Raw genomic sequence first — 26,260 nt, 5'->3', positions numbered from 1 at the left:
TTGGCTGGAAGCCTGCGGACATCATGACACTGCCCTTGCACCACATGCTTCGGCTCTATGTCCGCGCCGCGGCCTGGGTCGAAGAGCACAGGCAGCCATAGCCCATGGCGCGCGAGCTCCAGAGCAAGGTCGTCATCCTCGCCGACGACCGCACCGGCCAGGCCTTCAACTCGGTGGCGGCGAAACTGCGCCAGCTCTCCAACTCATCGAAGCAGGTCAAGGCGGTCACGACGCAGGTCGACGCTGTCAGGCAGTCCATGGCGAAGTACGCCAAGGCGGGCGATGACCTCGGCAAGATCAAGGTTTTTCGCGAGGCGGCACGGGGCGCACTCGAGCTCGGCCGCACGCATCGCGAGGCCCTGACCAGCCTGCGGGCGGTCAGCCGCGAGATGAACATGATCGGCCCGCCGACGCGGGTACAGACTGAGCGTTACAGACAGGTTCGTCAGCAGGTCCAGGAGACCGGTCGTGCGCTGGCGGCGCAGAAGGACGCGGTTCTCGCCGGACGCCAAGCGCTGCAGGCTGCCGGCATCAATGTCGAGCGGCTGGCAACGGCACAGCGCCGGCTCGAGCAGGACACGCGCCGCGCGACCGCCGCTATGCGGGCTCAGGCGACGAGCCCCTGGGGCACCGCCGCCAGATCCGGCTCCGGCGTGCCTCTCATCTCCCAGCGGCCGCACGAGACGCCCGGCCAGAAGCCCGGCCACGGCCCGTATATCGGCGTCGGCGGCGGCCTGGTCGCCGGCTACTATGCAAAGCAGGCGGTGAAAAAGACGGTCACGACCGCCGGCGAGATGGACTATGCGGTCAGACGCCAGAGGGCCTTCGCAGACCTCAGCGAGGACGAGCAGAACCGCATTTTGATTCCGCAGGCCAAGCGGATCGGCGCCGACACGAAGTTCACCAACATCGACGTCGTCGAGGCGCAGACCACGACGGCAAATCGCCTGCCAGCGCACATGAAGAACGCCCAGACCATCGCCCCGCTGGTCGGGCAGATGAAGAATTACGCCCTCTCGATGAAGGGCACCACGATGGACGACGCCGCTCAGGCGGTGACCGGATTCTTGCTCTCGACCGGCAAGGACATCTCAACCCCGGAAAAGGCCGATTTCGAGGCCAAACGCGCGTCGAACCTGCTCATTCGCATGGGCAAGCTCGGTGCGATGAGCCATCATGACCTGATGCCGTTCGTCCAGCGCGGTGTCTCCGCCGGGCGTATCGCCGGCCTCAGCGACGAGACTATGGGCGCGCTAGCCATCGGCATGAAGCGCTCGAACATTTCCGGCGACCAGGCCGGCACGGCGCTGCGCACCCTGTCGTCCAAACTCGTCGCTCCGACCAACAAGGGACTGGCCGCGCTCGCGACCGCCGGCGTCGACTACAGCAAGTATTCGAAGATGCCGGGCGGCCTCAGCGTCGACAGCCTCGAAGGCAAGTTCAAGCAGGATTTCGGCAAATCCTTCACCCCCGAGATCCGCGAGAAGCTGAACGACGCGCTCTCCGACACAGAGATCGTCGCTGACCGCGGGCGCTTTACCGAAGCGGTCACCGAGGCAGTCTCGTCGCTCTTCGCGCCGAAGAAGGACGGCACGATGAGAGCGGCCGACAGGAAGGCCGTGGCGAAGAAGGTCGGCGAGTTCCACAAGTTCTCGGCCGAAAGCGTCGATTCCGAAGGCCTGCTGCAGGCGATCCTCGCCAAGGACCCGACATTGGGCGTGCTCAACGCCTTCGCGACCGATAAGCACGGCAACAAGATCGGCCTGATCGCCAAGGCCTTCGAGCAGTTCGAGCGCGACCGGCAGGAACTGCGCACAACCCCCGGCGACTTTGGCGACAAGATCAGCACGACGATCACAGGCGGCCTTGGCGGTGCGCTGGAGCGACTGACGGGCGCGATCGAGACTGCCTATACCAACATTGGCACCGCCAATTCCGGCTGGTTGACCCCGTCGATCGACGCCTTGGGCAACACGATCGAGGCGCTCGGGAACCTTCCCGACAAGCTAATCGTCTTCGGAACCGCCGTCTCCACGGCCGCGGGCGTCTTGCTCGGTATCAAGACCGCGTCGACAGCCGCGACGATCGCCGGCGGCGGCGCGACGGCCGCAGGCGCTGCAGGAGCCGGCGCCGCGCTCACCAAGGCTGGCGGCATCGGATCGACCTTCGCGCGCTTCGGCGCGCGGAGCCTCGGATACGCTGGCCTAGCATATGGCGCGTACGAGCTGCTCAACTATACGATCGGCCAGGACAACGCGCGGCTGTACAAGGATGTCGCGCCTGGTGAGGTTCACAATCAGGGCCGCAACCGGCGCCGAGCTTACCATGAGGCTCTTCGAGCGCAGACCCAGCAGGTCCGGGCGCAGCACTCGCCGACGCTCGGCGATGCCGGCATCGTTCCACTAGGCCCATCCGGGCCGAGCTTCGGCCTTGCCGCTCCAGGGACCGCTCAGCGCGACACCATCCGCATGCCGCGCTGGTGGGACCGTGAGGCCGAGGCCAGCCGCCAGACCGAGATCGGCCGCGTCTCGGCCTATGAGAACGCCTTGCCGAAGGGCGGCGTGGCGCTGCCTGATCTCGGGTCAGCGCTGAAGAACGCGCAAATCGAGGCCAAGCTCGAGGGCTCGGCCGAGGTGAAGCTTATCGGCACGATCGGCCTCGAGCCCGGGCTGATGGCTAAGATCAATCAGACGATCACGGCCGTCGGGAACCTGAAGGCCGGTTCCGCCGCCGTCACTTCGGCAGGCTCGACCGGCAAGACCATGTCGGAAGCTGGCGGCGACTGATGGCCCGCCATCGCGACTGGGCGAGCACGCTCAGACCGGCCTCATTCCGTGGAGTGCCTTTCGAGGTCGACGACGAGGAAGTCAGAAACCTGCTGCGCCAGGCGGTCCACGAGGTTCCTAACGGGATGTGGCGGCTCGAGCGGCTCGGCCGCGGACCGACAGAGCTTTCTCTCGTCGGCTTCGTCGCGTCGCGCACTGCCGATGCCGAGGGCGACGCGGTCGCCGCGACCTTCCGGGACGACAAGCCCGGCATGCTGGTTATGCCAATGGTCGGCCCGGTCAAGGCCCGCCCGCTTTCGTGCACGCGCAGCCGGAAGGCGAGCCGCCACGGCTATGTCGCGCTCGACATGCGCTGGCTCGTCGAGCCGGTCCGGGGTGCCGCAGCCTCGCCGGCGCAGGCTGCGAACAACGTCTTCACCGCGACGTCCAACCTACTCGGATCGATTGCCGGCACCGCCGCCAGTGTCGTCGGCATGGCCCTGCAGATCGCCGGCACAGCCTCCTCGGCGATCGCCATGGTCGGCAACATCGTTTCTGCGGTCGTCGGCATTTACAACCTCGCGACGTCCATCGCCTCGGCCGCCACTGCGGTGACGACGACCGAGCTGTCCTTGCGCACCGGCGAGATTGGCCGGGGCACGGAGGCCGCGACGACGCTGCTCACCGATCTCGGCCAGGCCGCCATTGACCTCGGCTTCGGCATGGACCCGGTGGCGGTCGCTTCCGGCTCCTTCCGCCCGATGCTCGATGTCGCTCCATCGGCCCGGCCGAGCGCGGCACCCTCAGCCGCAGCGGCATTCTTTGCGGAATCCGGCCTTGCGAGCTTTGCTCATGTCGTCGCTGTCGCAGTAGAGGCAGAAGCGCTGGCGCGGCGCGACTGGCGCGACCAGCAGGAGGTCGGCGAGGCGCTCTCCAGCTTCCTGACCCACGTCGATAGCTGCGTCGAGGAGCTCTCCGGCCTCGGCAGGCTCTCTGCGCCGCTCCGGCCTGGCTTCTCCGGAGTGCTCGCGGCACCTTCGCGCAGCGACGCGGTCACGCCGGCCGGGACCACCAGCGCCGGCGCCGCGCTCGACGCGCTGCGCAGCGCCGTCGTCGAGTACCTGTCCATCGTCAGCCGTGATCTCGCACCGCTGGTCTTCGTGGAAACCAATCGCTCGCAGCCGGCGATCGTCTGGGCCTATGCGCTCTACGAAGAGCCCGGACGCGCCGGCGAGCTGGCTCGGTCGAACCGGGTGCGCAGCCCCTCCTTCATGCCGCTCCGTTTCCGGGCGAAAGCCCCGGCGGGCCCCGTTGCGGGCGAAATCTGATGCTCGTCGAGATCCGCGAGGACGTGCTGATCCGGGTCAGCGGTCAGCTCTGGCGCGATTGGGAAAGCCTGACTTGGACGGCCGCCATCAACGAGGCGGCGCGCGGGCTGACCTTCGAGATTGCGGCCTCCGACGACACGCTGAAGGAGGTGCACAGGACCTTCAACGGCCGCGTCCCGATCGAGGTCACATCGAACGGCGAGACAGTCTTCTCCGGGAAGATGGACTTTAAGCACCCGAGGATCACCGCCGATCGCCGGTCGATGACAGTCTCGGCGCGCGGCCATGGGGCGGCGCTGGTCGACGCCTCGGCCGTCCACAAGACGGGCGGCTTCCGCAAGAAGACCCCGGAGGAGATCGTCCGCGAGCTGGACGAGGCGCGCTGCAAGGTCTCGACGGATCCCGGCATCAAGGTGGTGCTCCCGAAGTTCCAGCTCACGCCTGGCGAGACCCCGTTTCGCGCCCTCGAGCGCATGCTCAAGGATCAGCGCCTGACGCTGCGCGGCGACGCAGACGGCGGCACCACCATCACGAAGGGCCCGACGGGCCGCCGCCATGCCGGAGGGCTGAAGGAAGGCGAGTTCCTCGGCGAGGGCGGCGCCAAGCACGACTACTCGCGCCGCTACGGCAAGTACAAGGTGATCGGCCAGGCGTCTGAGGGCAGCGGCGCCGAGGCGACCGAGATCGAGGGCGAATCCGAGGATCCCGGCGTCGAGGGGCCGCGCACCCGCATTGTCGTCGTCGACAAGGACCTCTCGAAAGAGGGCGCGAAGGAATACGCCCGCCATCTGCGCGACCGCGCCGCCGGCGAGGCCCTGCGCGCCCAGGCCCTGGTCGCCGGCTGGCGCGACGCCGCCGGCAAGCTCTACGAGCCCGGCAATCTCTACTGGTGCGAGTCGCAATGGCTCGATCTCGCGCAGGACATGCTGATCGAGAAGATCAGCTGCACGCAGCGCAAGACCGCCGGCGGCGGTGGCGGCTCCTCCACGCAGTTCGAGCTCGTCGACCCGCGCAGCTACGGCGGGAGGAAGAGCAAGGGGAACAAGTCTGGCGCCGGCTGGAACCAGGGAGAGGACTGATGCAGGACCAGCTCCGCAACATGATCTCGCGCGGCCGGATGCTGTCGGGCGACGACAGCGGCGACTATCACCGGATCAAGGTGCGCGGCCTGCCCGGCGAGGAGATCGACGGCGTCATTCGGCATCAGCAGCATGGGATCTCTTCGAACCCGGGCGACGGAGCGGAGGGGCTCCTGCTGCGGCTCGGCGGGCGGGCCGAGCGCACCTTCGCCATCGGATTCGAGCTCAAAGGCAAGCGCCCGCGCGACCTGCCCGTTGGCGCGACCGCGCTCTACGACGAATTCGGCCAGGTGCTGAAGATGGTCCCGACCAAGGCCGACTGGGACCATGCCGGCAAGCACAGCCACCTGCGCGGGATCAGCCGTCAAAAGGTCGAGGCCACCGAATGGATATGGCTCGATTGCGAGGCGATCTATCTCGGCAAGGGGCCGTGGTTCCCGGTCGTTACCACGGGCGGCCCCTCGCAGAGCGTCTATGCTTCGGTCGCCCCGGCAAAGCCCGACAGCCCGACACCGGCCGAGATCTGATATGCAGATCCGCATAGTGCGCGACGGCGCCCTCGCGCCGCTCTCCGGTTACTGGGACACGGTCTGGTCGAACGAGTTCGGCGAGGGCGACTGGGCGCTGGATGATCCAGGCGGCACCAGCGGCAGCCGCGGCGGCCTGCAGGCGAAGGCCGGCCTCGCCACCGCGATCATCATCGCGCTGTTCACGGACAAGCGTGCGCCGGAAGGCGCCATGCTCGATGACGGCGACCGGCGCGGCTGGTTCGGCGACCGGATCGACGTCCGCGAGGATCTCGGCGAGGCCGATCTAGGCTCCTGGATCTGGCTCTACGAGCGCTCGGCGCTGACCGATGCCCTGCCCGCCCGGGTTCGCGATGCCGCTGTCGAGGCGCTGGAGCCGATCCGCCTGCAGGGCGCCGTCGCCCGCTTCGACGTCAGCGTCGAGATGGATCGTGCCGCCGACCGGCTCGACCTCCTGGTCGACGCCTTCAGCCAGGACGGAACGAAGAGCTTCAGCCAGCGCTTCGCGCTGCTGTGGAACCAGGTGAACTAGGAAGCCCGACGCATGCCATTCTCGATCAGGACACCCGGAGAGATCGCGGCGCAGCTGCGCACCGCCTTCGACGGGGCGCTCGAGGGCGCGCTCGCCCGGCTCTGGCCGAACAATGTCGCGATTTCGGCCAAGGCCTACGGCGGCGCGGTCGGCGGCGCCTACGATCATCAGGACTGGATCGCCCGGCAGATTTTCGTTCACTCCTGTGACGATGAGGTCCTCGAGGACCATGGCGCCGATCTCGAGCTGCCTATTCGGCAGGCGAGCGCCGCCTCGGGCGAGGTGGTCGCCACGGCCGCGGCGGCAGCGGCGATCGCGCGGGGCACGATCTTGACCCGCGCCGACGGACGCGCCTATCGCCTCGCGACCGACGTCTTCGCGGCCGGGCCAGGCGAGGTCGCGCTGCCGGTGGTCGCGCTTGAGGCGGGCAGCGCCAGCGTTGCGCTGCCCGGCGTCGCGCTGGCGCTGCAGGGCGTTCCGGAGATCACCGGGGCGGTGGTCGGAGCATCCGGGCTGACAGGCGGCGCGGATCGCGAAAGCTTCGCGGCCTATCGCGCTCGCCTGAAGTTCTTCAAGGCCTACCGCCCTGGCCACGCTCGCCCGTCCGACTATGTGATCTGGGCCAGCGAGGTCAGCGGGGTCAGCCGAGTCTTCGTCGAGCGCCGTCCGTTCGGGCCCGGGACGGTGCGGCTGTACCCGCTCTTCGACGGCATCTACGAGAACGGCATTGCGCCGGCCGGCGAGATCGCCCGAGTGAAGTCGCATCTCGAGCTCGTCGGGGCCTCAGGCGTCGCCGACATCATTGTCGCCGCGCCCGAAGCCCTGCCGGTCGATGTGACGATCTCCGGCCTCAGCCCGAACAAGATCGCGACCCGCAACGCGATCGAGATCGAGATCGTCGAGATGTTCGCCCGGCGCGCGCGCGTCGCCGGCATCGATCCAGGACATCCGGCGATGCCGTTCCTCGCCACGAGCCAGACGTTCTCACGCTCCTGGATCGGTCAGGCCGTGGCCAATGCTGCTGGCGAAGACAGGCACGTGCTTGTCGAGCCTGGGAGCGACGTCGCCGTGGCGGCAGGCCGCCTCCCGGTCCCCGGCGCTCTTACGTTCTCCGGATGATGCTCGGCCGCGACTGCCGCAGTGAGAGCGAGGTCCGCGAGGCCGTTCTCGCGCATCTTCCGCCCGGCCGGGCCTGGCAGACGCGGACGGGCGGCCCGCACGAGGGGTCCGTCCTCTTCGCCTACTGGTCGGCCGCCGCGAGCGCGCTGCACGGGCTCTACCTGCGGGCCTGCGCGCTGGAACGCGAGCTACTCTGCTCGACCGCGATCGAGACCAGGCCCGAATGGTTGCGCGAGTTCGGCCTGCCGGACGCGTGCGGCGTCGAGCAGAATCCTTGCGCGCGCGGTCTGCCGATCATCGACGATCTCTGCGACCTCCTGGTTCGCATGGCCGAGGCGGCCGGCTTCCGTGTCCGCTGCGACAGGCTCGCCCGCTATTGCGGCGAACGCGCCGGGCGAGCCCGCGCCGGGAAGGCCCGGGCGGGAGGCACCGGCCGCCCCCCGTCCACCATCGTGCTGCGGGTCGATGTCTCGGACCAGCCCCGCATCCGGCCGGCCCTGACCGGCCGCTACCGCGCGGGGCGCGTGCGCCGCTGTGCCTTCGATGTCGCCCGCCTGCGCTGCGTCGTCGAGCCCTTCATCCCGGCCCATGCCGACCTCGTCATCGTGACCTTCGGAGACTGACTTTCATGGTGAAACCGCTCGTCCCACCGATGGTCGACATCCTCGGCCCCTATACCTCGACGCCCGAGCACGCGCTCGCGCGCCCTGGCCGTGCAGGGGACGCCGCTGGTGCCGGCTTCTCCTGGTTGAAGGACTGCACCGACGACAATGCCGAGGACGGCACGCCACTGACCGCCGAGCATATCAACAACTACAAGGCGCAGTTCCTGACGCTCTTCCAAGCGAGCGGCATCCCCATCGACGATCTCGACGAGATGCTGGCCTACGCTGTGCAGAGCGGACGAATGAACTTCGCCGTGGCAGGCGGTTCGGCCAACGCCTGGTCGATTGATCCCGCACTTGCCATTCCCGCCTACGCCGCCGGCCGCGTCCTCTGGGTCAAGGCGCCCGGCACGAACACGAGCACGACCGTCTATGCGAACACCAGCGGCCGCGGAAATCGCCTGGTCAAGAAGGCAGACGGCTCTGACCCGGTCGTCGGGGATCTGGTCGCGGGCCGGTGGTATCCGACACTCGACGATGGCACCGCGATCTGCGTCATCGCGCCGCTTCCGTCCGAGATCCGTGCGGCGTCCTTCCTAACCACGCGCGTCATCGTCACCGCGACGGGCGGTGGGACATTCGTTGTCCCGGCCGGCGTGTACCGAATTCGCGTTTCGGCCTGGGGTGCGGGCGGCGGTGGCGGTTACTCGACCGTCGGCGCGGCTTCGGGCGGAGGCTCCGGCGCGTATGTCCAGCGCTCCTTCGACGTGTCTCCTGGCGATGTCGTGTCGTTCTCGGTCGGCGCCGGCGGGCTCGGAGGGGCGGGCTCTCCTGCCCGCGCCGGCCAGCCAGGCGATGCGACCACGGTCACGGTCAACGGCACCACAATTACGGCGGGTGGCGGCGGTGGCGGCCTCAACGGCACGACGACCAACGGCAGCGCGAACTCGCCAAACGGGGGTGCTGCGGTGGGCGGCGACATCAACCTGGCCGGTTCGAATGGCGACTACGGCTATGTCGTGTATGGCCCGGCCATTCTCGGAGGCAACGGCTCGGCCTCGCCAAATGGCGGCCAGCGCGTGATGGGCGGAGCCGGTGCGTCCGCGAATGGTCGAGTGCCTGGAGGCGGGGCCTCGGCCAGCGGCGGAGCCAGCTACGTGGGTGGAACTGGCGCTCGTGGCGAAGTCTGGCTCGAATACTGAGGGATCGCAGCATGCACGCAGTCATCGTCAGCGGCGGCCTTGTGACGGCTGTCATCGACATCACGGGCAAGACCATCGATCCGGACGGCCGTGCCGCGCGCGGCCCGGCGACCTATTCGGTTGAGGGGCCGGGAGGCGCCGAGGAGGTCACCTATGAGGCGGTGATCGAGGCTCCGGACGGAGCAATCCTCGTCGCCACCGAGGAGGCCGCGCCCGGCTGGACCTGGGACGGCCACGATTTCGCGTCGCCAGATCCCGATCCGGAGCCCGAAATCCCGCTTCGTCCGATCACACGTCGGCAGCTCCGGCTCACGCTGCTAGCGCACGGCGTGCTGGATCAGGTCGAGCCCGCGATCCTCAGCCTGGCCGAGCCGGATCGCTCAATCGCGACGATCGAATGGCAGGACGCCAGTGAATATCGCCGCGACCACCCGCTCATAGCCCAGATCGGGACCGCGCTCGATCTCGACGAGCCGACGATCGACGAGCTGTGGCGCGAGGCGATGGCGCGCTAGCCGTCCTGACCAGCCGCCTTCGGGCGGCTTTTCATTATCCGGAGCACCGACATGACCGGGACCCTGAAGCGGGGCAGCCGTGGCGCTGCCGTCCGCACCCTGCAGCTCGACCTGAATTCTGCTGGGGCATCGCCCGCGCTGATCGCAGATAGCGACTTCGGAGCGGCGACCGAGCGAGCCGTCATCGCCTTCCAGCGCGGCCACGGGCTCGTCGACGACGGTATCGCCGGTCCGCAGACGAAGACAGCGCTGAAGCAGGCGATCACCGCGCCGATGCCCGGCCGCGGCGAGCCGGACAAGTCGGCCATGGCGCAGCCGGCGCCGTCTGCCCCGGCGGCCGCCAGTACGATTGCTGTACCCCCGCCGAACGCCGCCAGCCTCCAGCTGCTCGCCACGGCCCGGGCGATCGACGAGATCATCTGGCACTGCGCGGCGACGGCGGAGGGCAAGGACTTCACCGTCGCCGACATCCGCGCCTGGCACAAGCAGCGTGGCTTCAGCGACATCGGCTACCATTACGTCGTCTACCGCGACGGCCGGATCATGCTCGGCCGGCCAGTCGGTCAGCAGGGCGCGCACTGCGCCGACGGCGGCAAGAACCGCGGCACGATCGGCTGCTGCTATATCGGCGGGGTCGCCGCCGACGGGAAGACGCCGAAGGATACCAGGACCGCCGCGCAGCGCGCCTCGATGCTCTGGCTGACGCGCGAGCTCGCCCGCAAGCATCGCGGCGTGAGACGCGTCAACGGCCACAACGACTACACGAACGCCAAGGCCTGCCCTTCCTTCAAGGTCGGCAAGGATGATCTGGGGCGGGCGATCTGATGCTGGCGGCCCTTCTGCGCGAGGCCTTCCCGCCGATCAGTGCGGCGGTCTGGCTCCTCCACTTTCACCGGCCGCCGTCCAAACGTCGGTGAACCCCGCCGGCGGCCGGCCGCCGCCATCCCTGACATCGGAGCACCACCATGAAGCACCGCATCATTGCGGCGGCCGCGCTCGCCTGCGCGCTCGCGCTCGGCGCCTGCACCTCGCACACCACGGCCACCAGCTGGCAGCAGATCGCCGCCGGCGTCGGCGCCGTGATCGGCGAGACCAGAATCGACCCGCAGATCGCGAAGGTCAGCGCGAAGCTCGCCCGCTACTGCGCGGAGGTCCAGACTGCGACGCTCGCCGTCGACATCTTCGCGCCGGAGAAGGCGCAGCGCGCCGCGCAGGACGCGCGGATCGTCGTCGCGACCTTCTGCGCCGCGCCGCCCAGGAACCTCGCGACGGCCCTCGCCAGCCTCGCCTCGGCCTATGCCGCGCTCGACGCGGCACGCAGAACCTGACTGGAGCATCGTCATGGATTTCATCAAGCCTCTCCTGCCGACACTCCGCGTATGGCTCTTCGGCGCAGTCGTCTGGCTGCTGGCCCGGCTCGGGATCGAGACCGGCTACGCCGGCGCGGTCACGGACTGGATCATGCAGGGCGTCGTGCTTCTGCTGACGATCGCCTACGGCGCCTGGGCTTCCTGGCGCGACACTCGGGCGAACCTCGTCGCGCGCGCGGCCGCACTCTCCGAGGTCGCCAGGATCGTCACCACGCCGGAAATCGCGGCGAAGGTCGACAATCCATCCACCGTCGTCACCCGCGGCTGACCGAACCCGCTCCGGAGACGGCCCCGATGCCCCCACCGAACCCCACCGATGTCCCGCCGAGCTATGCAATGGTCAACCTGGCTGATCTCGACCGCATGGCCACGGCGGCGGCCGAGCGCGCCGCCGTGCTGTTCAAGCGCGATGCGCTCAAGCCCGAAGACGTCGAGGGTATGGTCGAGGAGGGGATACAGCGTTTCCTCGATCGGGTCGGGATCGACGATATCCCGGCCTTCCGCAAGGACCTGACCGCGATGCGCGCCGCCCGCGAGACGCGGGAGGCGCTCGTCAGCCACGGGCTCAAGGCCGTCGTCACGGTGCTGCTCGGCGGCATCTGCACGGCGGTCTGGCTCGCGATCAAGGGAGCGAAGTGATGCTCGGCGCGCGAACGGTCGCGGCTGTGGCGGTGTGGGCGGTCGCCGGCATCATTGGGACGACGCTGTTCCTCTACGCCACGCCGATGCTCGAGGCGCGCTTCGCGCCGGTCTTGACCGAGCAGCGCGTCGAGATCGACCAGCAGGATCGATCGCCGGGCCGCATGTGCTGGGCCTGGTACTGGACCAAGGTCCGCTATGCGCAGCCGATCGTCGTCTCCTGGTCCATCACGGTAGAGGGGACCGCTGTCGAGTTCCCGGCGATCACCGAACGCCAGCGCGACGGGGCCGTTTTGCGCAACCCGCAGGCCAGTGCGCTCGGACCAGGGCGGAACGAGCTCTGCGTCGTCATCCCCGTCGATCTCGACCGCGTGCCGGGCCTCATCATCCGCGGACAGATCAACTACCGCATGCCGCACGGTCTCTGGACGATCTGGCAGGAGCTGCCGCAGATTCGGGTCCCGCCATTGCCGGGCTGACGCCCCGCGATCGCCTGGCCGGCGCAACCGGCCCCTCCCCGACTACCCGGCCTCGCTCACGCGGGGCCGGGCCTTTTTCGCGTTTCCCGTGCGCGAGGTGGCTGGCAACGGTCTCGGGCTGGATCTCGCGGCCATCCGCATCATAGGCCCGGCGCGGGTTTCGCCTCACAGCGCGCGGATCTGCTCTTCGAACTCGTCCGGGATGGCGCCGTGGCGCGCCAGTACCTCGATCGCGCCGACCTCGCCGGTCTCATCGTCGGCGACGACGTGAATTACCGCGACGCCTTCGGCCGTACGCGCCAGCCGCTCGCCATCATTGATGGCGTGATGCTTCGTCTTCGCGGGCACGCGCTGAGCCGGCACCAGGCGCTTGCGGTGCGTCTTGAAGGGCTGGAGGAAGAAGGCATCGACGGCGGCCATGGCTTGACTCCTAGCTGAGTTTTGTTCTTTTTTCGTTCTCATAATCAGCGGACGAAATCAATGGCAGCCCAGCCGATCGAACAGCCGGAAGACGACACCTGCATGGATGCGGAGATCACCGGCCTGGTCGGCGATCTGCTCGACGAGTATGGGTCTGAAGCTGCAGCGCTGCGGGCGCTAGCGCAGAGCTTCATCGTGCTCCTGGCGGATGCGGATCGGTCGGTCTCGCGCGGGTTCGTGCGCGGCGTGTTCTCACAGGGCGCGCGGCCAGAGCGTGATGGCTGACGAGCCGCCAGACGAGGACACGCTGCTGCGCCGCTATCCCTGGGTGGTCGTGCGCTTCGCCTGCCATTTTTGCCGGCGCGGCGGCGATGTGCGGCTAGCGGTCCTGGCCGCCAAGTTCGGGGCCGACGTGACCATGGGCCGGCTCGTCGGCCGGTTCATCGCCGGTTGCGAATGGGCGCCATACAATCCGACGCGCAAGCCGCAAAAGTACGGGATGAAGTGCGGCGGCTATTGCCCGGATCTGCGGCGCCGCGGCCCGCCGGACCTGCCGCCGTCCCTTTCAGGACTGACCTTGATCGAGGGCGGCCGGCGCGACATGCTGCCTGCAGAGCCGGCGCCGCTCGAGCGCCGGCGGCGGATCGGGGAGGCTGACGATGGAGGTTGAGGGTTGGCGGGATATGGAAACAGCTCCCCGCGACGGATCTCTCGTCGAGGGGATGGTGCCTAACAGGATCCCTGAAGTGCAGCGAATGCGTTTCTCCGAAGGGCTTTGGGTATCGGAGGACAATGAGATGCTGCAGCCCGTGTTCTGGCGCGCCTGCTCGGACCGCGACGAGGATGTGTAACCTCTACAGCCACACAATGCCGGTCGAAGCCATGCGCAAGCTCTTCGCCAGCTTTGACGATGGCGGGATGAACCTGCCGCCGCAGACCGGCATCTTTCCCGATTACGAGGCGCCGATCGTGCGCAACGGCGACGGCGTCCCGCGCCTTGCGAAAGCCCGCTGGGGCATGCCGTCGCCTGCCTTCGCTCTCGAAGGTCGCAAGACCGATCCGGGCGTCACCAATGTCCGCAACACCAAAAGCCCGCACTGGCGTCGGTGGCTCGGCGTCGAACATCGGTGCCTGGTGCCGTTCACGTCGTTCTCGGAGTTCAACAAGGCCGCCGGCGGCGACATCTGGTTCGCCTTCGACGAGAGCCGGCCGACCGCCTTCTTCGCCGGGATCTGGACGCCGCAGTGGAAGTCGGTCCGCAAGCTCAAGGAAGGAGAGGTCGAGGCCGACCTCTATGCGTTCCTGACGACCGAGCCGAATGCAGAGGTGAAGGCGATCCATCCGAAGGCGATGCCGGTGATCCTGACGACGGCGGAGCAGTGCGCGACCTGGATGACCGCTGACTGGCCGGTCGCGAGCTACCTGCAGCGGCCCCTGCCGGACGATAGCCTCAAGATCGTGGCGCGCGGGCGCAAGAAGGACGGTCCGGACGATCTGAGCCTTTGATCGGCCGGTATCACCTCGACGGGCGGAGGTCGGGGCTTAGCGGTCATGGGGCAGTCCCCAACGGTGCTTCGCGAACCTCACCCGCATCCAGCAGACCGTCCTACCGCATCCGGTAATGGGCTGCGACGCGCCTCTATGCGCTCTGGATCGCCGGCGCCCTCGGGACGCTGCCCGAGTCGATCGCCGACATGGCTCGGGCCGAGCTGCGCGCCGAGGGCGATCCTGCACCGCCGACCGTGGCGGAGATCCTGCGCGACCTCCGGAGCGCCGCCGGCGGCCGCGACGTCTCGTGCTGGTGTCCGAAGACCGTCGACTGCCATCGCGACGTCATCCTGGCGATCGCCGCCAGCTGGTCAGCCCTGATGGCGATCGGCGACATCGCGATCTTCCCGAGCGGCTTCCGCTGCGAGCGCGTGCGCGACGAGAGCAAGAGAGCTGAGCGAGCCTACCACTCGCCGACCCAGCGAATCCGCTGGCCGAACTGGAACCGGTGAGGCGAGAACAGAGCGGGGCCGCCATGTACAGAATTTGTATAGGCGCGAAGCGGCGGGGGGCGGCGCGGGGCGGTTTGTTCACGGTTTGGCGCGGGTTCGGCCGGTCGACGGGAAGAGCCCAAAAGGGCAAAAACCTCCAATGATTTCCGGGTGTGCTCACCCTAAGTCGTTGAATTATCTGCACTGCCTCCGTTGGGGTGGAATGGTGCCGGCGGAGAGGATCGAACTCCCGACCTTCGGTTTACAAAACCGCTGCACTACCGCTGTGCTACGCCGGCCCGCCGCTGCGGTTACCAGCCCGGCGCGGCGAGGGCAAGGGCGGGCTGGAATCGCCTGAAAGCCCCCGATTTTTGCCGGTGCCGTCGCGCGGTAGCGGGGCTGACCGGCGCAAGGCGCGGGCATGCGCCCGTGCCGCCGGCGCGGCAGCCCTCGATGCGACGCCGGCGGCATTCATTCGGTCGTAACCATCTAAGTCGATGCTTTTGCAAACCTTAGACCGAGTGAGTTCCGATGCTGACCCGCCGCGCCTTTACCATACCCGCCCTCTCAGCCGCCGCCGCGGGCCTCGCCGGCTGCGGCAGCAGCAGCATCGTCGCGCTGCCGGAGATCGCCGCGCCACGCCGGGATCCGACGCGCACGCTGTCGCGGCCGAACTATGCCGAGGTCTACATGGCCTATCCGGGCGAGCGCTTCCCGGTGCCGGCGATCGACTATGAGCGCATCGAGCCGCGCTATCTGCGCCAGACCGTCGAGTTCCGCCGCGGCGAGGCGCCCGGCTCCATCATCGTCGATCCCGGCTCCTACCACCTCTATTTCGTCGAATCGCCCGGCGTCGCCACGCGCTACGGCGTCGGCGTCGGCCGCGAGGGCTTCGGCTGGACCGGCGCGGCCCGCATCAACATGAAGCGCGACTGGGCCGACTGGGTGCCGCCGCCGGAAATGATCGAGCGCGAGCCGGAGATCAGGGCGCAGCTCGAGAAGACCCCGCGCGGGCTCGGCGTCCGCGGCGGCTCCAAGAGCCCGCTCGGCGCCCGCACGCTCTACCTCTTCGGCGAGGGCCGCGATCTCGGCTACCGCATCCACGGCACCTTCGAGCCCTACACGGTCGGCACCAACGTCTCCTCGGGCTGCATCCGGATGATCAACCAGGATATCATCCACCTCTACGCCCGCGTCGCGCTCGGCACGCCGGTGACCGTGCTGCCGGCCTGAGCCGGCCGGCCGCAGGCGCGACCGCCAACGTCAAAGGCCCCGCCCTTTCGGGCGGGGCCTTCTTGTTTCAGGCTAAGGCGTGATGCCCGCCGCCTCAATGGTCGTAGGTCATGATGTCGCGATCCTTCGTCTCGGGAACGAAGAGCATGCCGATGACGAAGGTCATCATGGCGATCACGATCGGGTACCAGAGGCCGTAATAGATGTCGCCGGTGCCGGCCACCATGGCGAACGAGGTCGCCGGCAGCAGGCCGCCGAACCAGCCATTGCCGATATGGTAGGGCAGCGACATGCCGGTATAGCGGATGCGGGTCGGGAAGAGCTCGACCAGCGCGGCCGCGATCGGGCCGTAGACCATGGTCACGTAGATCACCAGCACCGTCAGGATGGCGATGATCGTCAGCGACTGGGTGTTGAACAGCGCGCCCATGAAGCCGGTCTTGACGATGCGGGCATCGCCGGCGGCCGGATAGCCGGCGGCAACCGCCTCGGTGGCCAGCGCCTTGGCGAAGCCGGCGTCGATCACGAGGTCCTTGCCGTTGACGGTGACCTTGGCCGGGGTGCCGGCCGGGGCGGGCTTGGTCGTGTAGACGATCGCCTGCTGGGCCAGCGTGCGGCGGGCGATGTCGCAGGGCTGCGTGAAGGTGCGCACGCCGACCGGATCGAACACCGAGCCGCAGGTGGTGGGATCGGCGACGACCTCGACCTTGACGTTCTCATGCGCCGCGGCGAGGCCCGGATTGGCGGCCTTGGTCAGGGCGCCGAACAGCGGGAAATAGGTTAGCGCCGCGATGAGGCAGCCGAACAGGATGATCGGCTTGCGGCCGATCCGGTCCGACAGCGAGCCGAACAGGATGAAGCCGCCGGTGCCGAGGATCAGCGCCCAGGCGATCAGCACGTTGGCCGAGTAGAGGTCGACCTTCAGGATGCTCTGGATGAAGAACAGCGCGTAGAACTGGCCGGTGTACCAGACCACCGCCTGGCCGGCGGTGAGGCCGAACAGCGCCAGCAGCGCGATCTTGGCGTTCTTCCACTGGCCGAAGGCCTCGGACAGAGGCGCCTTGGAGCCCGTGCCCTCCGCCTTCATCTTCTTGAAGGCGGGCGATTCCTGCATCTGGAGACGAATCCAGACCGAGATGGCGAGCAGGAAGATCGAGAGCAGGAACGGAATGCGCCAGCCCCAGGCGGCGAAGTCCGCCTCGCCCATCGTCGTGCGGATGCCGAGGATGACGACCAGCGACAGCAGCAGGCCGAGCGTCGCCGTGGTCTGGATCCACGAGGTGTAGAAGCCGCGACGGCCCACCGGCGCGTGCTCGGCGACATAGACCGCGGCGCCGCCATATTCGCCGCCGAGCGCGAGGCCCTGCAGCATGCGCAGCACGATCAGGATGACCGGCGCCGCCCAACCGATCGTGTTGTAGCCGGGCAGCAGGCCGACCAGGAAGGTCGAGGCGCCCATGATCAGGATGGTGATGAGGAAGGTGTACTTGCGGCCGATCAGGTCACCCAGGCGGCCGAAGAAAAGCGCGCCGAACGGGCGCACCAGAAAGCCCGCCGCGAACGCCAGCAGCGCGAAGATCGCGCGCGTGTTCGGGTCGAAGGCGGAGAAGAAGTGCGCGCCGATCATCACGGCCAGCGAGCCGTAGAGGTAGAAATCGTACCATTCGAAGACCGTGCCCAAGGAGGAGGCGAGAATGACCCGCTTCTCTTCCTTGGTCATCGGGCGTGGCGTCGAAGCCGCCGATGCATGTGCCATGCTCATGAAGCGCTCCCGTCTTAACGTTCCTCCAGGGGGCGATCCGGACCATCCGCCGCCCTCCGGCCGCCTTTTCGGCGGTCTTGCGTTGGAGCCGGACAGGGCCGACCCAGGACGTGGCCTTGGAACGGCCACTGTTCTGGGTGTAGGAATGAAACTGCCCCTCCCCTGCGACAAGCGAGCACTTGGTCTTGCACCGAAAGGCGTAAGACGAACGGCGGATGCACGCGCGGCCGATGGCTGAACGCCCTATCGGCTCGGACTCCGGGTGTCGGCGAGGGCGACGCGGCGCGCTGAAGCCGGCGCGTTCAGTGCCTGCAAAGGCTGCGGACAGCGCTGCCGGACGCCACAGCGCCCGGCTTGCCGGGTCAGTCCGCGCGGCTCGCGGCGTAGAGCGCGATCGCCGTGGCGTTCGAGACGTTGAGGCTCTTGATCGCGCCCGGCATGTCGAGCCGCACGAGATGGTCGCAGAGCTCGCGGGTGCGCTGGCGCAAGCCCTTGCCCTCGGCCCCCATCACCAGCACCAGCGGACGGCGCAGGGTGACGCCTTCGAAGGGCTCGCTGCCTTCCGAATCGAAGCCGATGCGCATGAAGCCGCGGCGGCCCAGCATATCGAGCGCATCGCCGAGATTGCGCACCGCCACCAGCGGCACATGCTCCAGCGCGCCGGAGGCAGACTTGGCCAGCACGCCGGTCGCCGCCGGCGAATGGCGCACCGTCACGATCACCGCCGCGACCGCGAAGGCGGCGGCCGAGCGCAGGATCGCCCCGACATTGTGCGGATCGGTGACCTGATCGAGCGCCAGCACCACCGCGTCCTGCGGCAGCGCATCGAGATCCGGCGAGGGCAGAGGATCGCAGACGAGATAGAGCCCCTGATGCACCGCATCGGGCGTCAACAGCCGGTCGATCTCCGAAGGGCGCACCATCTCGGGCGCCAGGGGCAGCTCGCCCACCTCCTCCGTCAGCCGCCGCAGGCCGTTCTCCGTCGCCAGCAGCTTGCGGAAACGTCGCGCCGGGTTGCGCAGCGCCTCGATGACCGGATGGGCGCCGTAGAGCACCGCCTCGTCGATATCGCCGGGGCGATGCGGCAGCGGGCCGGAAGGGCGCTTCGGGCGCCCGGCATGGCGGGCGGCGGGACGGGGACGTGAGGGCGAGGACATCGCGGCTTCCGACGAGGATGGAGCCCCAGCCCTGCCACGCCGCACCGCGCTTGGCCAGCCCGCAGCGGCGACGACACCCGCCTTCCTTCACACGAGATCCGCGAGGCCAAGGAGCCGACAGCATGACCGACCTGCCCTATTACGCCGTCACCGGCGGCCCCGGCGCGGGCAAGACCACCCTCCTCGACGCCCTCGCGGCCGCCGGCCATGCGGTGATGCCCGAGGCCGGCCGCGCCGTGATCCGCGACCAGCAGGCGATCGACGGCCCGGCCCTTCCCTGGCGCGATCCCGCCGCCTTCGCTGAGCAGATGCTCGGCTTCGACCTGCGCTCGCATCGCGAGGCGGCGGCCTTGCCGGGCCCGGTATTCTTCGACCGCGGGCTGCCCGACATCGTCGGCTATCTCAGGCTGACCGGCCTGCCCGTGCCGGACCATCTCATGCGGGCGGCCGCCACGCTGCGTTATCGCGCCGTCTTCCTGGCGCCGTTCTGGCCGGAGATCTACACACGCGACACCGAGCGCCGGCAGGGCCGCGCCGAGGCGGAACGGACCTGCGAAGCGGTCGCCGCCGCCTGGCGCTCCTTCGGCTACGTGCCGGTGCCGCTGCCCCGCGCACCGGTAGCCGAGCGCCGAGCCTTCGTGCTGTCGCAGCTCGACGCCGCGCGCCATGGCATCGCGCCCCGGAGGTAACGCCAGTTTGCGGAAAGATCGGGCGTCGCAGCCATGCCCTCGGTCATGGTTCCCGCCTCCGTTCAGCGGCGCGGCGATCGAGCGACAGCCGGCGAGGCGTGCACAGGGTTTCGGAAGCCGGCGGCCTTTTTGGCGTTGACATGGGCGCGGCCGGTCACCATAAGTCCGGCCGCGCCCGCTGCTTCACGCAAGTGAGACAGACGGTTGCGAGCCGGCCCTCAGGCCGGATCGCAGGCAGGGCGGGGGAATGTCCCGAGCGGCAAAGGGGGCGGACTGTAAATCCGCTGGCTATGCCTTCGTAGGTTCGAGTCCTACTTCCCCCACCATCCTGCCCTGCCCGCGCTGACGGGCACGACACCTCGCAGCGACCTAGCCGCACATCGAGCAGAGACGAGGCACAGCGCCTTTCGCCTCGGCCGGTATCGTCGTGCCCACCGCACCTGAGACTGACCGGGCCAGCTGCGAATCGTTCCTTGCCGCCGCCGATTCGCCTCGCCCCGCCCGGACGCACCTCCGCCAAGCTGCCGCGATGACGGCCCGCGCCGTCTTCGCGCGCCTCAAGCGCACCGCGCCGAAGAAGCAGGTTGACACCACCCCCTCCGATGCGGAATTTGGCGCCCGATGCGGGTGTAGCTCAATGGTAGAGCAGCAGCCTTCCAAGCTGAATACCCGGGTTCGATTCCCGGTACCCGCTCCAGCCTTTTCTCCATGACTGTTTATCGGGCGATGGCCGTGTCAGGGCGTGCCGCCGGCCGCCTCGATCTCCCCGTCGCCGCCCGACCGTGCACGCGCCTGCCCGGAGCGCCCGGCAGCCTCGGGGCCGATCAGGGTGCGGAGCGCGTTGAGGATCACCGCGATGTCGATGCCCTGCTGCAGCAGGGCGCCCGCCACCGGCGGGATATAGCCGAACCCGGCGACGATCATCGCGATCCCCGACAGGCCGAGCCCGACGACGATGCTCTGGCGCGCGATCGCATGGGTGCGCCGGGCGATCGCGACCGCCAGCGCGACGCGCTCGACCCGGTCGACGAGAATGACGACATCGGCGGCCTCCGACGAGGCCGTCGCGCCGCGCGCGCCCATCGCCACGCCGATATCGGCGGCCGCGAGCGCCGGCGCGTCGTTGAGTCCGTCGCCGACCATCATCGTCGGCTGCCGGGCCTTTTCCGCACGGATCGCCTGCACCTTCTCGGCCGGGCTGCATTGCGCGCGGACCGCATCGATCGGCAGGCCGGCAGCGATGGCGGCCGCGGTCTGCGCATCGTCGCCGGTCACCATCAGGATGCGATCGATCCCGAGGCCGCGCAGCCGGGCCAATGTCCCGAGCGCGTCGGGCCTGAGCGCGTCAGCCATCACCAGTTGCGCCACCGGCTCGCCGTCCAGCGCGACCAGGATGGTGAGCGCACCTGTGCTGCCGCTTGCGGGCTCCGGCAGGATCCAGCCCGGCAACAGCGCCTCGCCCAGCACGAGGCGCCGCGATCCGGCGATGAGTCTGCGCCCGTCCACAATCCCTTCGAGGCCGGAGCCGCGGTATTCCCTGACCTGCGTGGGCTGAACCAGCGCGAGGCCCCTCTGGCGCGCCAGCGCCACCAGCGTCTCTGCGAGGACGTGGTGCGAGGCCTGTTCGAGCGAAGCGACGAGTCGCAGGATCTCGTCGGGCGCGACGCCTGGCGCGACATGGAGCGCGATCAGCCGGGCACCGCCCTCGGTCAACGTGCCGGTCTTGTCGAAGATCGCGGTGCGTACCCGCCCCAGCCCCTCGATCGCCGCACTGCCCTTGATCAGCACCCCGGAACGCGCCGCACGCGACACCCCGCCGATGAAGGCCACCGGCGCCGCGAGGATCAGCGGACAGGGCGTCGCCACCACCAGCACCGCCAGCGCCCGCACCGGATCGTCCGAGAGCCACCAGGCCAGCCCGGCCACCAGCAGCGTGCCTGGCAGCAGGAGCAGCGCGAAGCGGTCGGCCATGCGGATGAAGGGCGCCTTCGCCGTCTGCGCCGCCTCGACCATCCGCACGATGCCGGCATAGGTGCTCTCGCGCGCCGCGGCCGACGCCCGGTACCGGAAGGCCTCGCCGGCATTGACAGTACCGCTGCGCAACGGGTCGCCCTTCACCCTGGTCTCGGGCAGCGGCTCGCCGCTGACCGCGGATTCGTCGAGCTTGACGCGCGCGTCGAGAAGTTCGCCGTCGACCGGCAGAAGCTCGCCGGCCCGCACCAGCAACTCGTCGCCCGCGACGACAGCCTCGGCTTCGATGTCGACCAGCGCCTCGCCCTCGCGGCGGTGCGCGATGCGGGGGGTGCGGTCGCGCAGGGAGCGCAGCTCGCGTTCCGCCCGCCCGCGCGCATAATCCTCGAGCAGATTTCCGCCCGCATACATCATCGCCACCACGGTGCCGGCCAGCGGCTCGCCGAGGGCGATCGAGGCGACCATGGCGACGAGCGCGATCGCGTCGACGCCGACGCGCCCGGTCAGGAGATCCCGCAGGATCGCGACCGCCAGGGCGAGGGCGACGGGAATCGTCGCCGCGCTCCAGATCAGCGCCGCCGGGAGCGGCCAGTCGAGATGCTGGGCGAGAAGGCCTGCGACGGCGCCGGCGAAGGCGACCGCGAGCAGCCCGAGATGGATCGTGAGCGCGGCCATGGTCCCTCGCCGGCAGGGCTGCTGAGGGTGCGGATCGTCGGACGAGATGAGCATCGCACGACGCCCAAGCCAAGAGGGCGCAAGCGGCGAATCTCTGCTTCGCGGGCGACCTAGAGTTACCGCATGGATGACGCAGGGGAATCGACCGCAACACCGCCGCCGGCGCATGACAGGGCGCGCCGGCGCCAGCGCAAAACGTGTCCCGGGCGCCGCACCATCGCCAAATGCATGCAGTTGGGCAGGCGACCGATTGACGGCGGAACGGAGTGCCGTCGATCTTGCGCCGTCACGGCCTGATCGGCTGCGGCCTTCCCGTTTCTCGTGCTCGCGGCCTTCCCCTATGCGGTCCTCGCTCTTTGTCCACCGGCTCCGTCTGGCAGCCGGCGTTTCCCTGACTGCGCTTCTGCTCCCGCTGGCCGCATCGGCGGCGTGCCCAAACCCCGCCGCAAACACGTTCGTGGGCACCATCAGCCCGTTCCCGCTCAGCTATGGCGGCGCGCCCGTCGCCGTGGAGATCGGCGACGGCACCGGGAATGTCGCGGCCGAGTTCCAGGGCCTGCTGTCTTTCAGTGATACGGGTGGCACCGATTTCACCTTCGCGACGACCACGCCGCCCAGCGTCTTCAACGGCGCCGGCGGGATTCTCGTCGAGCAGAGCCCGTCCTCGACCTGTGCCGTCAACCTCACCGGCATGAACGCCACGATGAGCCTGACCGGCGGCAACGGCATCGAGATCCAGGCCGATACCACCGGCGCCACCACGATCTCGACCGTCACGACGGGCACGATCTCGACGCCGTCGGGCGTCGGCATCCTCTATCGCAACGTCAACGCGGCGCCGGGCGACGCCACCATCACCGTCGGCGCCGCGATTGCGACCGGCGCCTCCGGCATCGGCGTCCAGGTCGTGACGCAGGGTCCGTCGACCAACACGGTCAGCCTCGGCGCCAACGTCCAGGGGGCGGTGCGCTTCGAGGGCAGCGGCGTCGAGACGGCACGGTTGTCGATCGCCGACGGCGTCACGCTCTCGCCGGGCGACGCGACCCAGGCCACGGTCGCGATCCTCGACCAGCGCAACGCCACGATCAGCAATGCCGGCACCATCGTCGGCGGCACCACGGCGGTCTCGACGAATTCCAACGCCACGCTGACCAACCTGGCGAGCGGCGTGATCGACGGCACCGGCTACGCCTTCCGCCAGACCGGCGCCGGCCGGCAGCTCACGGTCGACAATGCCGGCCTGATCGCAGGCGCCGGCGCCAACGTCGCCGGCTCGACCGTGGCGATCGCCAACAGCGGGGTCTGGCGCCCGAATCGCGACAGCGCCTTCTCCGGCACGGCCAGCCTCGCCAACACCGGCAGCTTCAACGCGGGCAGCTGGCGCACGGCCCTGACCTCGGTCGACAATGCCGGCCGCGTCGAGATCGCCACCGGCGGCACGCTGGCGGCGAGCTCCGGCTACCGGCAGACGGCCGGCGCCACCATCGTGAACGGCAGCCTCGTCACCCCGGCGCTGACGCTGGACGGCGGCGTGCTCTCCGGCACCGGCAGCGTGATCGGCAACGTCGCCGCGAATGCCGGCTCGACCATCTCGCCCGGAACCTCGCCCGGCACGCTGACCATCCGCGGCAACCTGAGCTTCGCCGCCGGCTCGACCTATCTGGCCGAGGTGCAGGGCGCGACCGCCGACCGGCTCGACGTGAGCGGCACCGCCAGCCTCGCCGGCACGCTCAGGCTGGTGCCGCTGGGCGGCAGCTACAGCTTCGACAATCCCTACACGCTGCTCTCGGCCGCCGGCGGCCGCAGTGGCACCTTCGCGACCGTGGACAGCACGGGTTCCTTCGGCGACGGCGTCGCGACGGTGGTGAGCTACACCGGAAGCGAGGTCCTGCTGACGCTGCGGCCGCGGCAGATCATCTCCGTGCTCGCCCCCGACGCCCAATCGGCCAACGGGCTCGCCATCGCCGCCGCCATCGACGCGGCGGCCGCGCGCGGCCTCGACGTCTCGGGGCTCTTCCCGATCTACAACCTGCCGGCGGCGGCGATCCCGGGCGCGCTGCGGCAGCTGACCGGCGAGGTCCATACCGCCTCGGCCGCAGTCACCGAAATCTCGTCCGACCGCTTCCTCGGTGCGATGCTCGACCCGATGGCCGCCGGCCGCCTCGACGATGGCGGTCCCGGCCCCGGCATGGCCAGCTTCTCCGGCACGGTCAGCAAGGGCGCAGACATGCCGGCTGCTCCGGCGCGGCTCGACGCACCGCGCTATGCGGTCTGGGGCTCGGCCTCGGGCTCGACCGGCCGCACCGATGGCGATGCGGCCGCCGGCTCCGCCCGCCGCCGCATCGAGGACGCCCATATCGCCACCGGCGTCGACATCCGCCTGATGCCCGGCACGATCGCCGGCATCGCCGTCTCGGCCGGGCGCGCGCACGCCTCGATGCCGGGCGGGCTCGGCCGCGCCGAGGCCGACATCTACCAGCTCGGCCTCTATGGCAGCACGAAGCTCGGCCCGCTGAAGCTCGCGGCCTCCGGCAGCTATGCCGTGCTCGACACCGATGTCCGCCGCGCCATCCGGGCGCTCGGCACCGCCGTGACCTCCTCCTATCAGGCCACAGCCTGGAGCGGGCGTCTTCAGGCCAATCTCGCGGCGCTGGAGTGGAACGGCATCAGCCTGTCGCCGCTGGCGGCCGTGCAGGCCACCCGCTCGCGCACGCCGGCGATCGTCGAGACCAACTGGACGGGCGTCACGGTCGGAGCGCTGACCCTGACACGGCGCAGCGACGTCACCTCGCGCGGCGAGATCGGCCTGCAGCTCGACGCCAGGACGACCCTGTTCGGCATCGGCGTCACCGGCTATGTGCGCGGCGCCTGGGCGCATTACTTCCAGCGCGGCGAGGCCCTCTCGGCCAGCCTGATCGCCCTGCCGGGCACGGCCTTCTCGACCCGCGGCGCGACGATGGACCGCAACAGCGCGCTCGTCTCGACCGGCATCAGCGCCCGCCTGACCGAGAGCGTCACACTCGGCCTCAACCTGGACGGCGAATTCGCCGCCCGCAGCAACCGCCTCGGCGGCACCGCCCAGCTACGCGTCGCCTTCTGAGTCGAACCCGCTCGGCAGCATCGGCGGGCGCCGGGGCTCTCCCGGCGCCCTTCTCGTTTTTTGGCCGGTCAGGCGCCGGCGTCGCCCGCCGCCTTGTGGCCGTCGACATGGCCGAGGCTGCGCTGCGGATCGAGCCGGTCGCGCACGCGCTGCTTCAATTGCTTCGAATCGGGGAAGCCGCCATCGACCGCGCGATCCCAGATCAGCGCGTCGTCGTAGTGGATCAGGAAGATGCCGCCGGTGCGCGGGATCAGCGCGACCTCGCCGAGATCCTGCCCGAAGGTCTGGAGCAGCTCCTGCGCCATCCAGGCGGAGCGGAGCATCCAGTTGCACATGCTGCAATAGGTTATGGCGATACGGGGGCGCGGGGCAGTCTCGGTCATCTCGTCGTCCTGTCTCCGGGCGGCCGTGGCGCCGCCGCAGCGGCGCCGTCTTACGGCATCCTGCCGCGATTGCGCCAGAGCGGCGCCTTAGCTTCGTCGCGCTTGCCGGCATGCTGCGCCGCCTCAGCAACCGCAAGGGACGACGATGATGACCGACCTCCGTTCCGATGGCTCCAGCGACATGGGCACCGATCTGGGCGCCGAGGCGCGCGGCGATTTCGCCCTTGCCCTGTTCGTCGAGCTCGGCCGCGAGCTCGAGGCCGCGAGCTTCTATGCCGAGGCCTTCGGCGCCGAGCGCGGCGAGGTCCACCGGGTCGACGGCGTGCCGACCTCCGTCGAGATGCGGATCGGCGGCATGCTGATCCATGTCGCAGGCGTCGATCCCGCCAGGATGCCGGCGCCGGAGCGCGGCGGCCCGTTCTTCCCGAAGGCGCCGGGCGCCGTCAGCACGATCTTCCATCTCGGCGTCGACAATGTCGGCACCGCCGTCGGGCAGGCCATCGCGGCCGGCGCGACCCTGCGCGATCCGGTGCAGAACGACCTCTACGGACGCCGCGTCGCCTCGCTCTTCGACCCGTTCGGCCATGTCTGGGCGCTTGTTGCGCGCGAGCGCGCGGGCTCGCGCAGGGCGGCCTGAGCCGGGCGCGCGTCGCAAACCCTTGCATCGCGCGGCGAAACCCCCTAATTCGACCGCGTTTTTCCGCCCCGCGAGGGCGTCGTCAGGAACAAGG

Annotated in this window: 27 protein-coding genes and 3 tRNA genes; 24 read left to right on the top strand and 6 right to left on the bottom strand. The window is 69.4% G+C overall.

Going from position 1 to position 26,260, the window contains the following annotated elements:
- Positions 1-104 precede the first annotated feature (104 nt).
- The 14 genes from ABE438_RS17385 (at position 105) to ABE438_RS17320 (ending at position 12,160) form a co-directional block, all read left to right on the top strand.
- Entirely contained in the window at positions 105-2,786 is a 2,682-nt protein-coding gene (locus ABE438_RS17385) for a phage tail tape measure protein (protein WP_346503922.1), read from the top strand.
- Positions 2,786-4,093, top strand: a complete 1,308-nt coding sequence (locus ABE438_RS17380) for a DNA circularization N-terminal domain-containing protein (RefSeq protein WP_346503921.1) — start codon at positions 2,786-2,788, stop codon at positions 4,091-4,093. The genes ABE438_RS17385 and ABE438_RS17380 overlap by 1 nt, the downstream gene beginning before the upstream one ends.
- Positions 4,093-5,172, top strand: a complete 1,080-nt coding sequence (locus ABE438_RS17375) for a phage baseplate assembly protein (protein ID WP_346503920.1) — start codon at positions 4,093-4,095, stop codon at positions 5,170-5,172. The genes ABE438_RS17380 and ABE438_RS17375 overlap by 1 nt, the downstream gene beginning before the upstream one ends.
- The gene (locus ABE438_RS17370; RefSeq protein WP_346503919.1) at positions 5,172-5,699 is read left to right on the top strand and encodes a phage baseplate assembly protein domain-containing protein; all 528 of its coding nucleotides are present in this window, start codon (positions 5,172-5,174) and stop codon (positions 5,697-5,699) included. The genes ABE438_RS17375 and ABE438_RS17370 overlap by 1 nt, the downstream gene beginning before the upstream one ends.
- Before the next feature lies 1 nt (position 5,700).
- Positions 5,701-6,231 (top strand): phage GP46 family protein, encoded by a 531-nt coding sequence (locus ABE438_RS17365; protein ID WP_346503918.1) that lies wholly within the window; start codon positions 5,701-5,703, stop codon positions 6,229-6,231.
- A 12-nt stretch (positions 6,232-6,243) separates the two neighbouring features.
- A complete protein-coding gene (locus tag ABE438_RS17360; protein ID WP_346503917.1) occupies positions 6,244-7,350 on the top strand; it encodes a baseplate J/gp47 family protein in 1,107 nt (368 codons plus the stop codon).
- Positions 7,347-7,973 carry a hypothetical protein gene (locus ABE438_RS17355; protein WP_346503916.1) on the top strand — a complete coding sequence of 209 codons (627 nt, stop codon included), beginning with the start codon at positions 7,347-7,349 and terminating at the stop codon, positions 7,971-7,973. Before ABE438_RS17360 ends, ABE438_RS17355 begins: the two co-directional genes overlap by 4 nt.
- A 5-nt stretch (positions 7,974-7,978) precedes the next feature.
- Positions 7,979-9,157, top strand: a complete 1,179-nt coding sequence (locus ABE438_RS17350; RefSeq protein WP_346503915.1) for a glycine-rich domain-containing protein — start codon at positions 7,979-7,981, stop codon at positions 9,155-9,157.
- 11 nt (positions 9,158-9,168) lie between these two features.
- A complete protein-coding gene (locus ABE438_RS17345; RefSeq protein WP_346503914.1) occupies positions 9,169-9,672 on the top strand; it encodes a hypothetical protein in 504 nt (167 codons plus the stop codon).
- A 51-nt stretch (positions 9,673-9,723) separates the two neighbouring features.
- On the top strand, positions 9,724-10,497 hold the full coding sequence (locus ABE438_RS17340) for a peptidoglycan-binding protein (RefSeq protein ID WP_346503913.1): 774 nt from the start codon (positions 9,724-9,726) through the stop codon (positions 10,495-10,497).
- 140 nt (positions 10,498-10,637) lie between these two features.
- Positions 10,638-11,000, top strand: coding sequence for a hypothetical protein (locus ABE438_RS17335; protein ID WP_346503912.1), 363 nt, complete (start codon positions 10,638-10,640; stop codon positions 10,998-11,000).
- Between the two features lie 13 nt (positions 11,001-11,013).
- Entirely contained in the window at positions 11,014-11,310 is a 297-nt protein-coding gene (locus ABE438_RS17330; RefSeq protein ID WP_346503911.1) for a hypothetical protein, read from the top strand.
- Positions 11,311-11,336: 26 nt separating this feature from the next.
- On the top strand, positions 11,337-11,681 hold the full coding sequence (locus ABE438_RS17325; protein ID WP_346503910.1) for a hypothetical protein: 345 nt from the start codon (positions 11,337-11,339) through the stop codon (positions 11,679-11,681).
- The gene (locus tag ABE438_RS17320) at positions 11,681-12,160 is read left to right on the top strand and encodes a hypothetical protein (RefSeq protein WP_346503909.1); all 480 of its coding nucleotides are present in this window, start codon (positions 11,681-11,683) and stop codon (positions 12,158-12,160) included. The genes ABE438_RS17325 and ABE438_RS17320 overlap by 1 nt, the downstream gene beginning before the upstream one ends.
- Positions 12,161-12,325: 165 nt before the next feature.
- Here ABE438_RS17320 and ABE438_RS17315 read toward each other — a convergent pair whose 3' ends face one another.
- The gene (locus tag ABE438_RS17315) at positions 12,326-12,580 is read right to left on the bottom strand and encodes a hypothetical protein (protein WP_346503908.1); all 255 of its coding nucleotides are present in this window, start codon (positions 12,578-12,580) and stop codon (positions 12,326-12,328) included.
- Between the two features lie 60 nt (positions 12,581-12,640).
- On the opposite strand from ABE438_RS17315, the gene ABE438_RS17310 reads away from it, so the two are divergent.
- From ABE438_RS17310 to ABE438_RS17295, 4 genes are all read left to right on the top strand, one after another.
- Entirely contained in the window at positions 12,641-12,865 is a 225-nt protein-coding gene (locus ABE438_RS17310) for a hypothetical protein (protein WP_346503907.1), read from the top strand.
- Complete coding sequence (locus ABE438_RS17305) at positions 12,858-13,250, top strand: hypothetical protein (protein ID WP_346503906.1); 393 nt, start codon at positions 12,858-12,860, stop codon at positions 13,248-13,250. Before ABE438_RS17310 ends, ABE438_RS17305 begins: the two co-directional genes overlap by 8 nt.
- A 173-nt stretch (positions 13,251-13,423) precedes the next feature.
- The gene (locus tag ABE438_RS17300; protein WP_346503905.1) at positions 13,424-14,086 is read left to right on the top strand and encodes an SOS response-associated peptidase; all 663 of its coding nucleotides are present in this window, start codon (positions 13,424-13,426) and stop codon (positions 14,084-14,086) included.
- Between the two features lie 188 nt (positions 14,087-14,274).
- Entirely contained in the window at positions 14,275-14,580 is a 306-nt protein-coding gene (locus tag ABE438_RS17295; RefSeq protein ID WP_346503904.1) for a hypothetical protein, read from the top strand.
- 203 nt (positions 14,581-14,783) lie between these two features.
- On the opposite strand, the gene ABE438_RS17290 is transcribed toward ABE438_RS17295, so the two are convergent.
- A tRNA-Thr gene (locus ABE438_RS17290) sits at positions 14,784-14,858 on the bottom strand.
- A 232-nt stretch (positions 14,859-15,090) separates the two neighbouring features.
- Between ABE438_RS17290 and ABE438_RS17285 the strand changes: the two genes are divergently transcribed.
- The gene (locus ABE438_RS17285; protein WP_346503903.1) at positions 15,091-15,792 is read left to right on the top strand and encodes a L,D-transpeptidase; all 702 of its coding nucleotides are present in this window, start codon (positions 15,091-15,093) and stop codon (positions 15,790-15,792) included.
- Between the two features lie 94 nt (positions 15,793-15,886).
- On the opposite strand, the gene ABE438_RS17280 is transcribed toward ABE438_RS17285, so the two are convergent.
- A complete protein-coding gene (locus tag ABE438_RS17280) occupies positions 15,887-17,554 on the bottom strand; it encodes an MFS transporter (protein ID WP_465248632.1) in 1,668 nt (555 codons plus the stop codon).
- Positions 17,555-17,916: 362 nt separating this feature from the next.
- Positions 17,917-18,711: a 23S rRNA (guanosine(2251)-2'-O)-methyltransferase RlmB gene (rlmB, locus tag ABE438_RS17275; RefSeq protein ID WP_346503902.1), complete on the bottom strand. Its 795-nt coding sequence runs from the start codon at positions 18,709-18,711 to the stop codon at positions 17,917-17,919.
- 122 nt (positions 18,712-18,833) lie between these two features.
- On the opposite strand from rlmB, the gene ABE438_RS17270 reads away from it, so the two are divergent.
- The 3 genes from ABE438_RS17270 (at position 18,834) to ABE438_RS17260 (ending at position 20,097) form a co-directional block, all read left to right on the top strand.
- Complete coding sequence (locus ABE438_RS17270; protein ID WP_346503901.1) at positions 18,834-19,400, top strand: AAA family ATPase; 567 nt, start codon at positions 18,834-18,836, stop codon at positions 19,398-19,400.
- A gap of 241 nt (positions 19,401-19,641) precedes the next feature.
- A tRNA-Tyr gene (locus ABE438_RS17265) sits at positions 19,642-19,726 on the top strand.
- Positions 19,727-20,023: 297 nt separating this feature from the next.
- Positions 20,024-20,097, top strand: a tRNA-Gly gene (locus ABE438_RS17260).
- A gap of 38 nt (positions 20,098-20,135) precedes the next feature.
- Here ABE438_RS17260 and ABE438_RS17255 read toward each other — a convergent pair.
- Positions 20,136-22,046 carry a heavy metal translocating P-type ATPase gene (locus tag ABE438_RS17255; RefSeq protein WP_346503900.1) on the bottom strand — a complete coding sequence of 637 codons (1,911 nt, stop codon included), beginning with the start codon at positions 22,044-22,046 and terminating at the stop codon, positions 20,136-20,138.
- A 457-nt stretch (positions 22,047-22,503) separates the two neighbouring features.
- Between ABE438_RS17255 and ABE438_RS17250 the strand changes: the two genes are divergently transcribed.
- On the top strand, positions 22,504-25,146 hold the full coding sequence (locus ABE438_RS17250) for an autotransporter outer membrane beta-barrel domain-containing protein (RefSeq protein ID WP_346503899.1): 2,643 nt from the start codon (positions 22,504-22,506) through the stop codon (positions 25,144-25,146).
- A 68-nt stretch (positions 25,147-25,214) separates the two neighbouring features.
- Here ABE438_RS17250 and ABE438_RS17245 read toward each other — a convergent pair whose 3' ends face one another.
- The gene (locus ABE438_RS17245) at positions 25,215-25,529 is read right to left on the bottom strand and encodes an Rdx family protein (RefSeq protein ID WP_346503898.1); all 315 of its coding nucleotides are present in this window, start codon (positions 25,527-25,529) and stop codon (positions 25,215-25,217) included.
- A 148-nt stretch (positions 25,530-25,677) separates the two neighbouring features.
- On the opposite strand from ABE438_RS17245, the gene ABE438_RS17240 reads away from it, so the two are divergent.
- Positions 25,678-26,166, top strand: coding sequence for a VOC family protein (locus ABE438_RS17240; RefSeq protein ID WP_346503897.1), 489 nt, complete (start codon positions 25,678-25,680; stop codon positions 26,164-26,166).
- Positions 26,167-26,260: the final 94 nt, after the last annotated feature.

It is taken from the genome of Allobosea sp. TWI1241, from assembly GCF_039673065.1.
Classification (GTDB): domain Bacteria; phylum Pseudomonadota; class Alphaproteobacteria; order Rhizobiales; family Beijerinckiaceae; genus Allobosea.
This window is presented reverse-complemented; position numbering and strand designations above follow the sequence as displayed.

What these genes read in the sequence shown, in the direction of transcription:
- ABE438_RS17385 (WP_346503922.1), top strand. Translation starts at nt 105, where the DNA reads ATGGCGCGCGAGCTCCAGAGCAAGGTCGTCATCCTCGCCGACGACCGC.
- ABE438_RS17380 (WP_346503921.1), top strand. Translation starts at nt 2,786, where the DNA reads ATGGCCCGCCATCGCGACTGGGCGAGCACGCTCAGACCGGCCTCATTC.
- ABE438_RS17375 (WP_346503920.1), top strand. Translation starts at nt 4,093, where the DNA reads ATGCTCGTCGAGATCCGCGAGGACGTGCTGATCCGGGTCAGCGGTCAG.
- ABE438_RS17370 (WP_346503919.1), top strand. Translation starts at nt 5,172, where the DNA reads ATGCAGGACCAGCTCCGCAACATGATCTCGCGCGGCCGGATGCTGTCG.
- ABE438_RS17365 (WP_346503918.1), top strand. Translation starts at nt 5,701, where the DNA reads ATGCAGATCCGCATAGTGCGCGACGGCGCCCTCGCGCCGCTCTCCGGT.
- ABE438_RS17360 (WP_346503917.1), top strand. Translation starts at nt 6,244, where the DNA reads ATGCCATTCTCGATCAGGACACCCGGAGAGATCGCGGCGCAGCTGCGC.
- ABE438_RS17355 (WP_346503916.1), top strand. Translation starts at nt 7,347, where the DNA reads ATGATGCTCGGCCGCGACTGCCGCAGTGAGAGCGAGGTCCGCGAGGCC.
- ABE438_RS17350 (WP_346503915.1), top strand. Translation starts at nt 7,979, where the DNA reads ATGGTGAAACCGCTCGTCCCACCGATGGTCGACATCCTCGGCCCCTAT.
- ABE438_RS17345 (WP_346503914.1), top strand. Translation starts at nt 9,169, where the DNA reads ATGCACGCAGTCATCGTCAGCGGCGGCCTTGTGACGGCTGTCATCGAC.
- ABE438_RS17340 (WP_346503913.1), top strand. Translation starts at nt 9,724, where the DNA reads ATGACCGGGACCCTGAAGCGGGGCAGCCGTGGCGCTGCCGTCCGCACC.
- ABE438_RS17335 (WP_346503912.1), top strand. Translation starts at nt 10,638, where the DNA reads ATGAAGCACCGCATCATTGCGGCGGCCGCGCTCGCCTGCGCGCTCGCG.
- ABE438_RS17330 (WP_346503911.1), top strand. Translation starts at nt 11,014, where the DNA reads ATGGATTTCATCAAGCCTCTCCTGCCGACACTCCGCGTATGGCTCTTC.
- ABE438_RS17325 (WP_346503910.1), top strand. Translation starts at nt 11,337, where the DNA reads ATGCCCCCACCGAACCCCACCGATGTCCCGCCGAGCTATGCAATGGTC.
- ABE438_RS17320 (WP_346503909.1), top strand. Translation starts at nt 11,681, where the DNA reads ATGCTCGGCGCGCGAACGGTCGCGGCTGTGGCGGTGTGGGCGGTCGCC.
- ABE438_RS17315 (WP_346503908.1), bottom strand. Translation starts at nt 12,580, where the DNA reads ATGGCCGCCGTCGATGCCTTCTTCCTCCAGCCCTTCAAGACGCACCGC.
- ABE438_RS17310 (WP_346503907.1), top strand. Translation starts at nt 12,641, where the DNA reads ATGGCAGCCCAGCCGATCGAACAGCCGGAAGACGACACCTGCATGGAT.
- ABE438_RS17305 (WP_346503906.1), top strand. Translation starts at nt 12,858, where the DNA reads ATGGCTGACGAGCCGCCAGACGAGGACACGCTGCTGCGCCGCTATCCC.
- ABE438_RS17300 (WP_346503905.1), top strand. Translation starts at nt 13,424, where the DNA reads ATGTGTAACCTCTACAGCCACACAATGCCGGTCGAAGCCATGCGCAAG.
- ABE438_RS17295 (WP_346503904.1), top strand. Translation starts at nt 14,275, where the DNA reads ATGGCTCGGGCCGAGCTGCGCGCCGAGGGCGATCCTGCACCGCCGACC.
- ABE438_RS17285 (WP_346503903.1), top strand. Translation starts at nt 15,091, where the DNA reads ATGCTGACCCGCCGCGCCTTTACCATACCCGCCCTCTCAGCCGCCGCC.
- ABE438_RS17280 (WP_465248632.1), bottom strand. Translation starts at nt 17,554, where the DNA reads ATGAGCATGGCACATGCATCGGCGGCTTCGACGCCACGCCCGATGACC.
- rlmB (WP_346503902.1), bottom strand. Translation starts at nt 18,711, where the DNA reads ATGTCCTCGCCCTCACGTCCCCGTCCCGCCGCCCGCCATGCCGGGCGC.
- ABE438_RS17270 (WP_346503901.1), top strand. Translation starts at nt 18,834, where the DNA reads ATGACCGACCTGCCCTATTACGCCGTCACCGGCGGCCCCGGCGCGGGC.
- ABE438_RS17255 (WP_346503900.1), bottom strand. Translation starts at nt 22,046, where the DNA reads ATGGCCGCGCTCACGATCCATCTCGGGCTGCTCGCGGTCGCCTTCGCC.
- ABE438_RS17245 (WP_346503898.1), bottom strand. Translation starts at nt 25,529, where the DNA reads ATGACCGAGACTGCCCCGCGCCCCCGTATCGCCATAACCTATTGCAGC.
- ABE438_RS17240 (WP_346503897.1), top strand. Translation starts at nt 25,678, where the DNA reads ATGACCGACCTCCGTTCCGATGGCTCCAGCGACATGGGCACCGATCTG.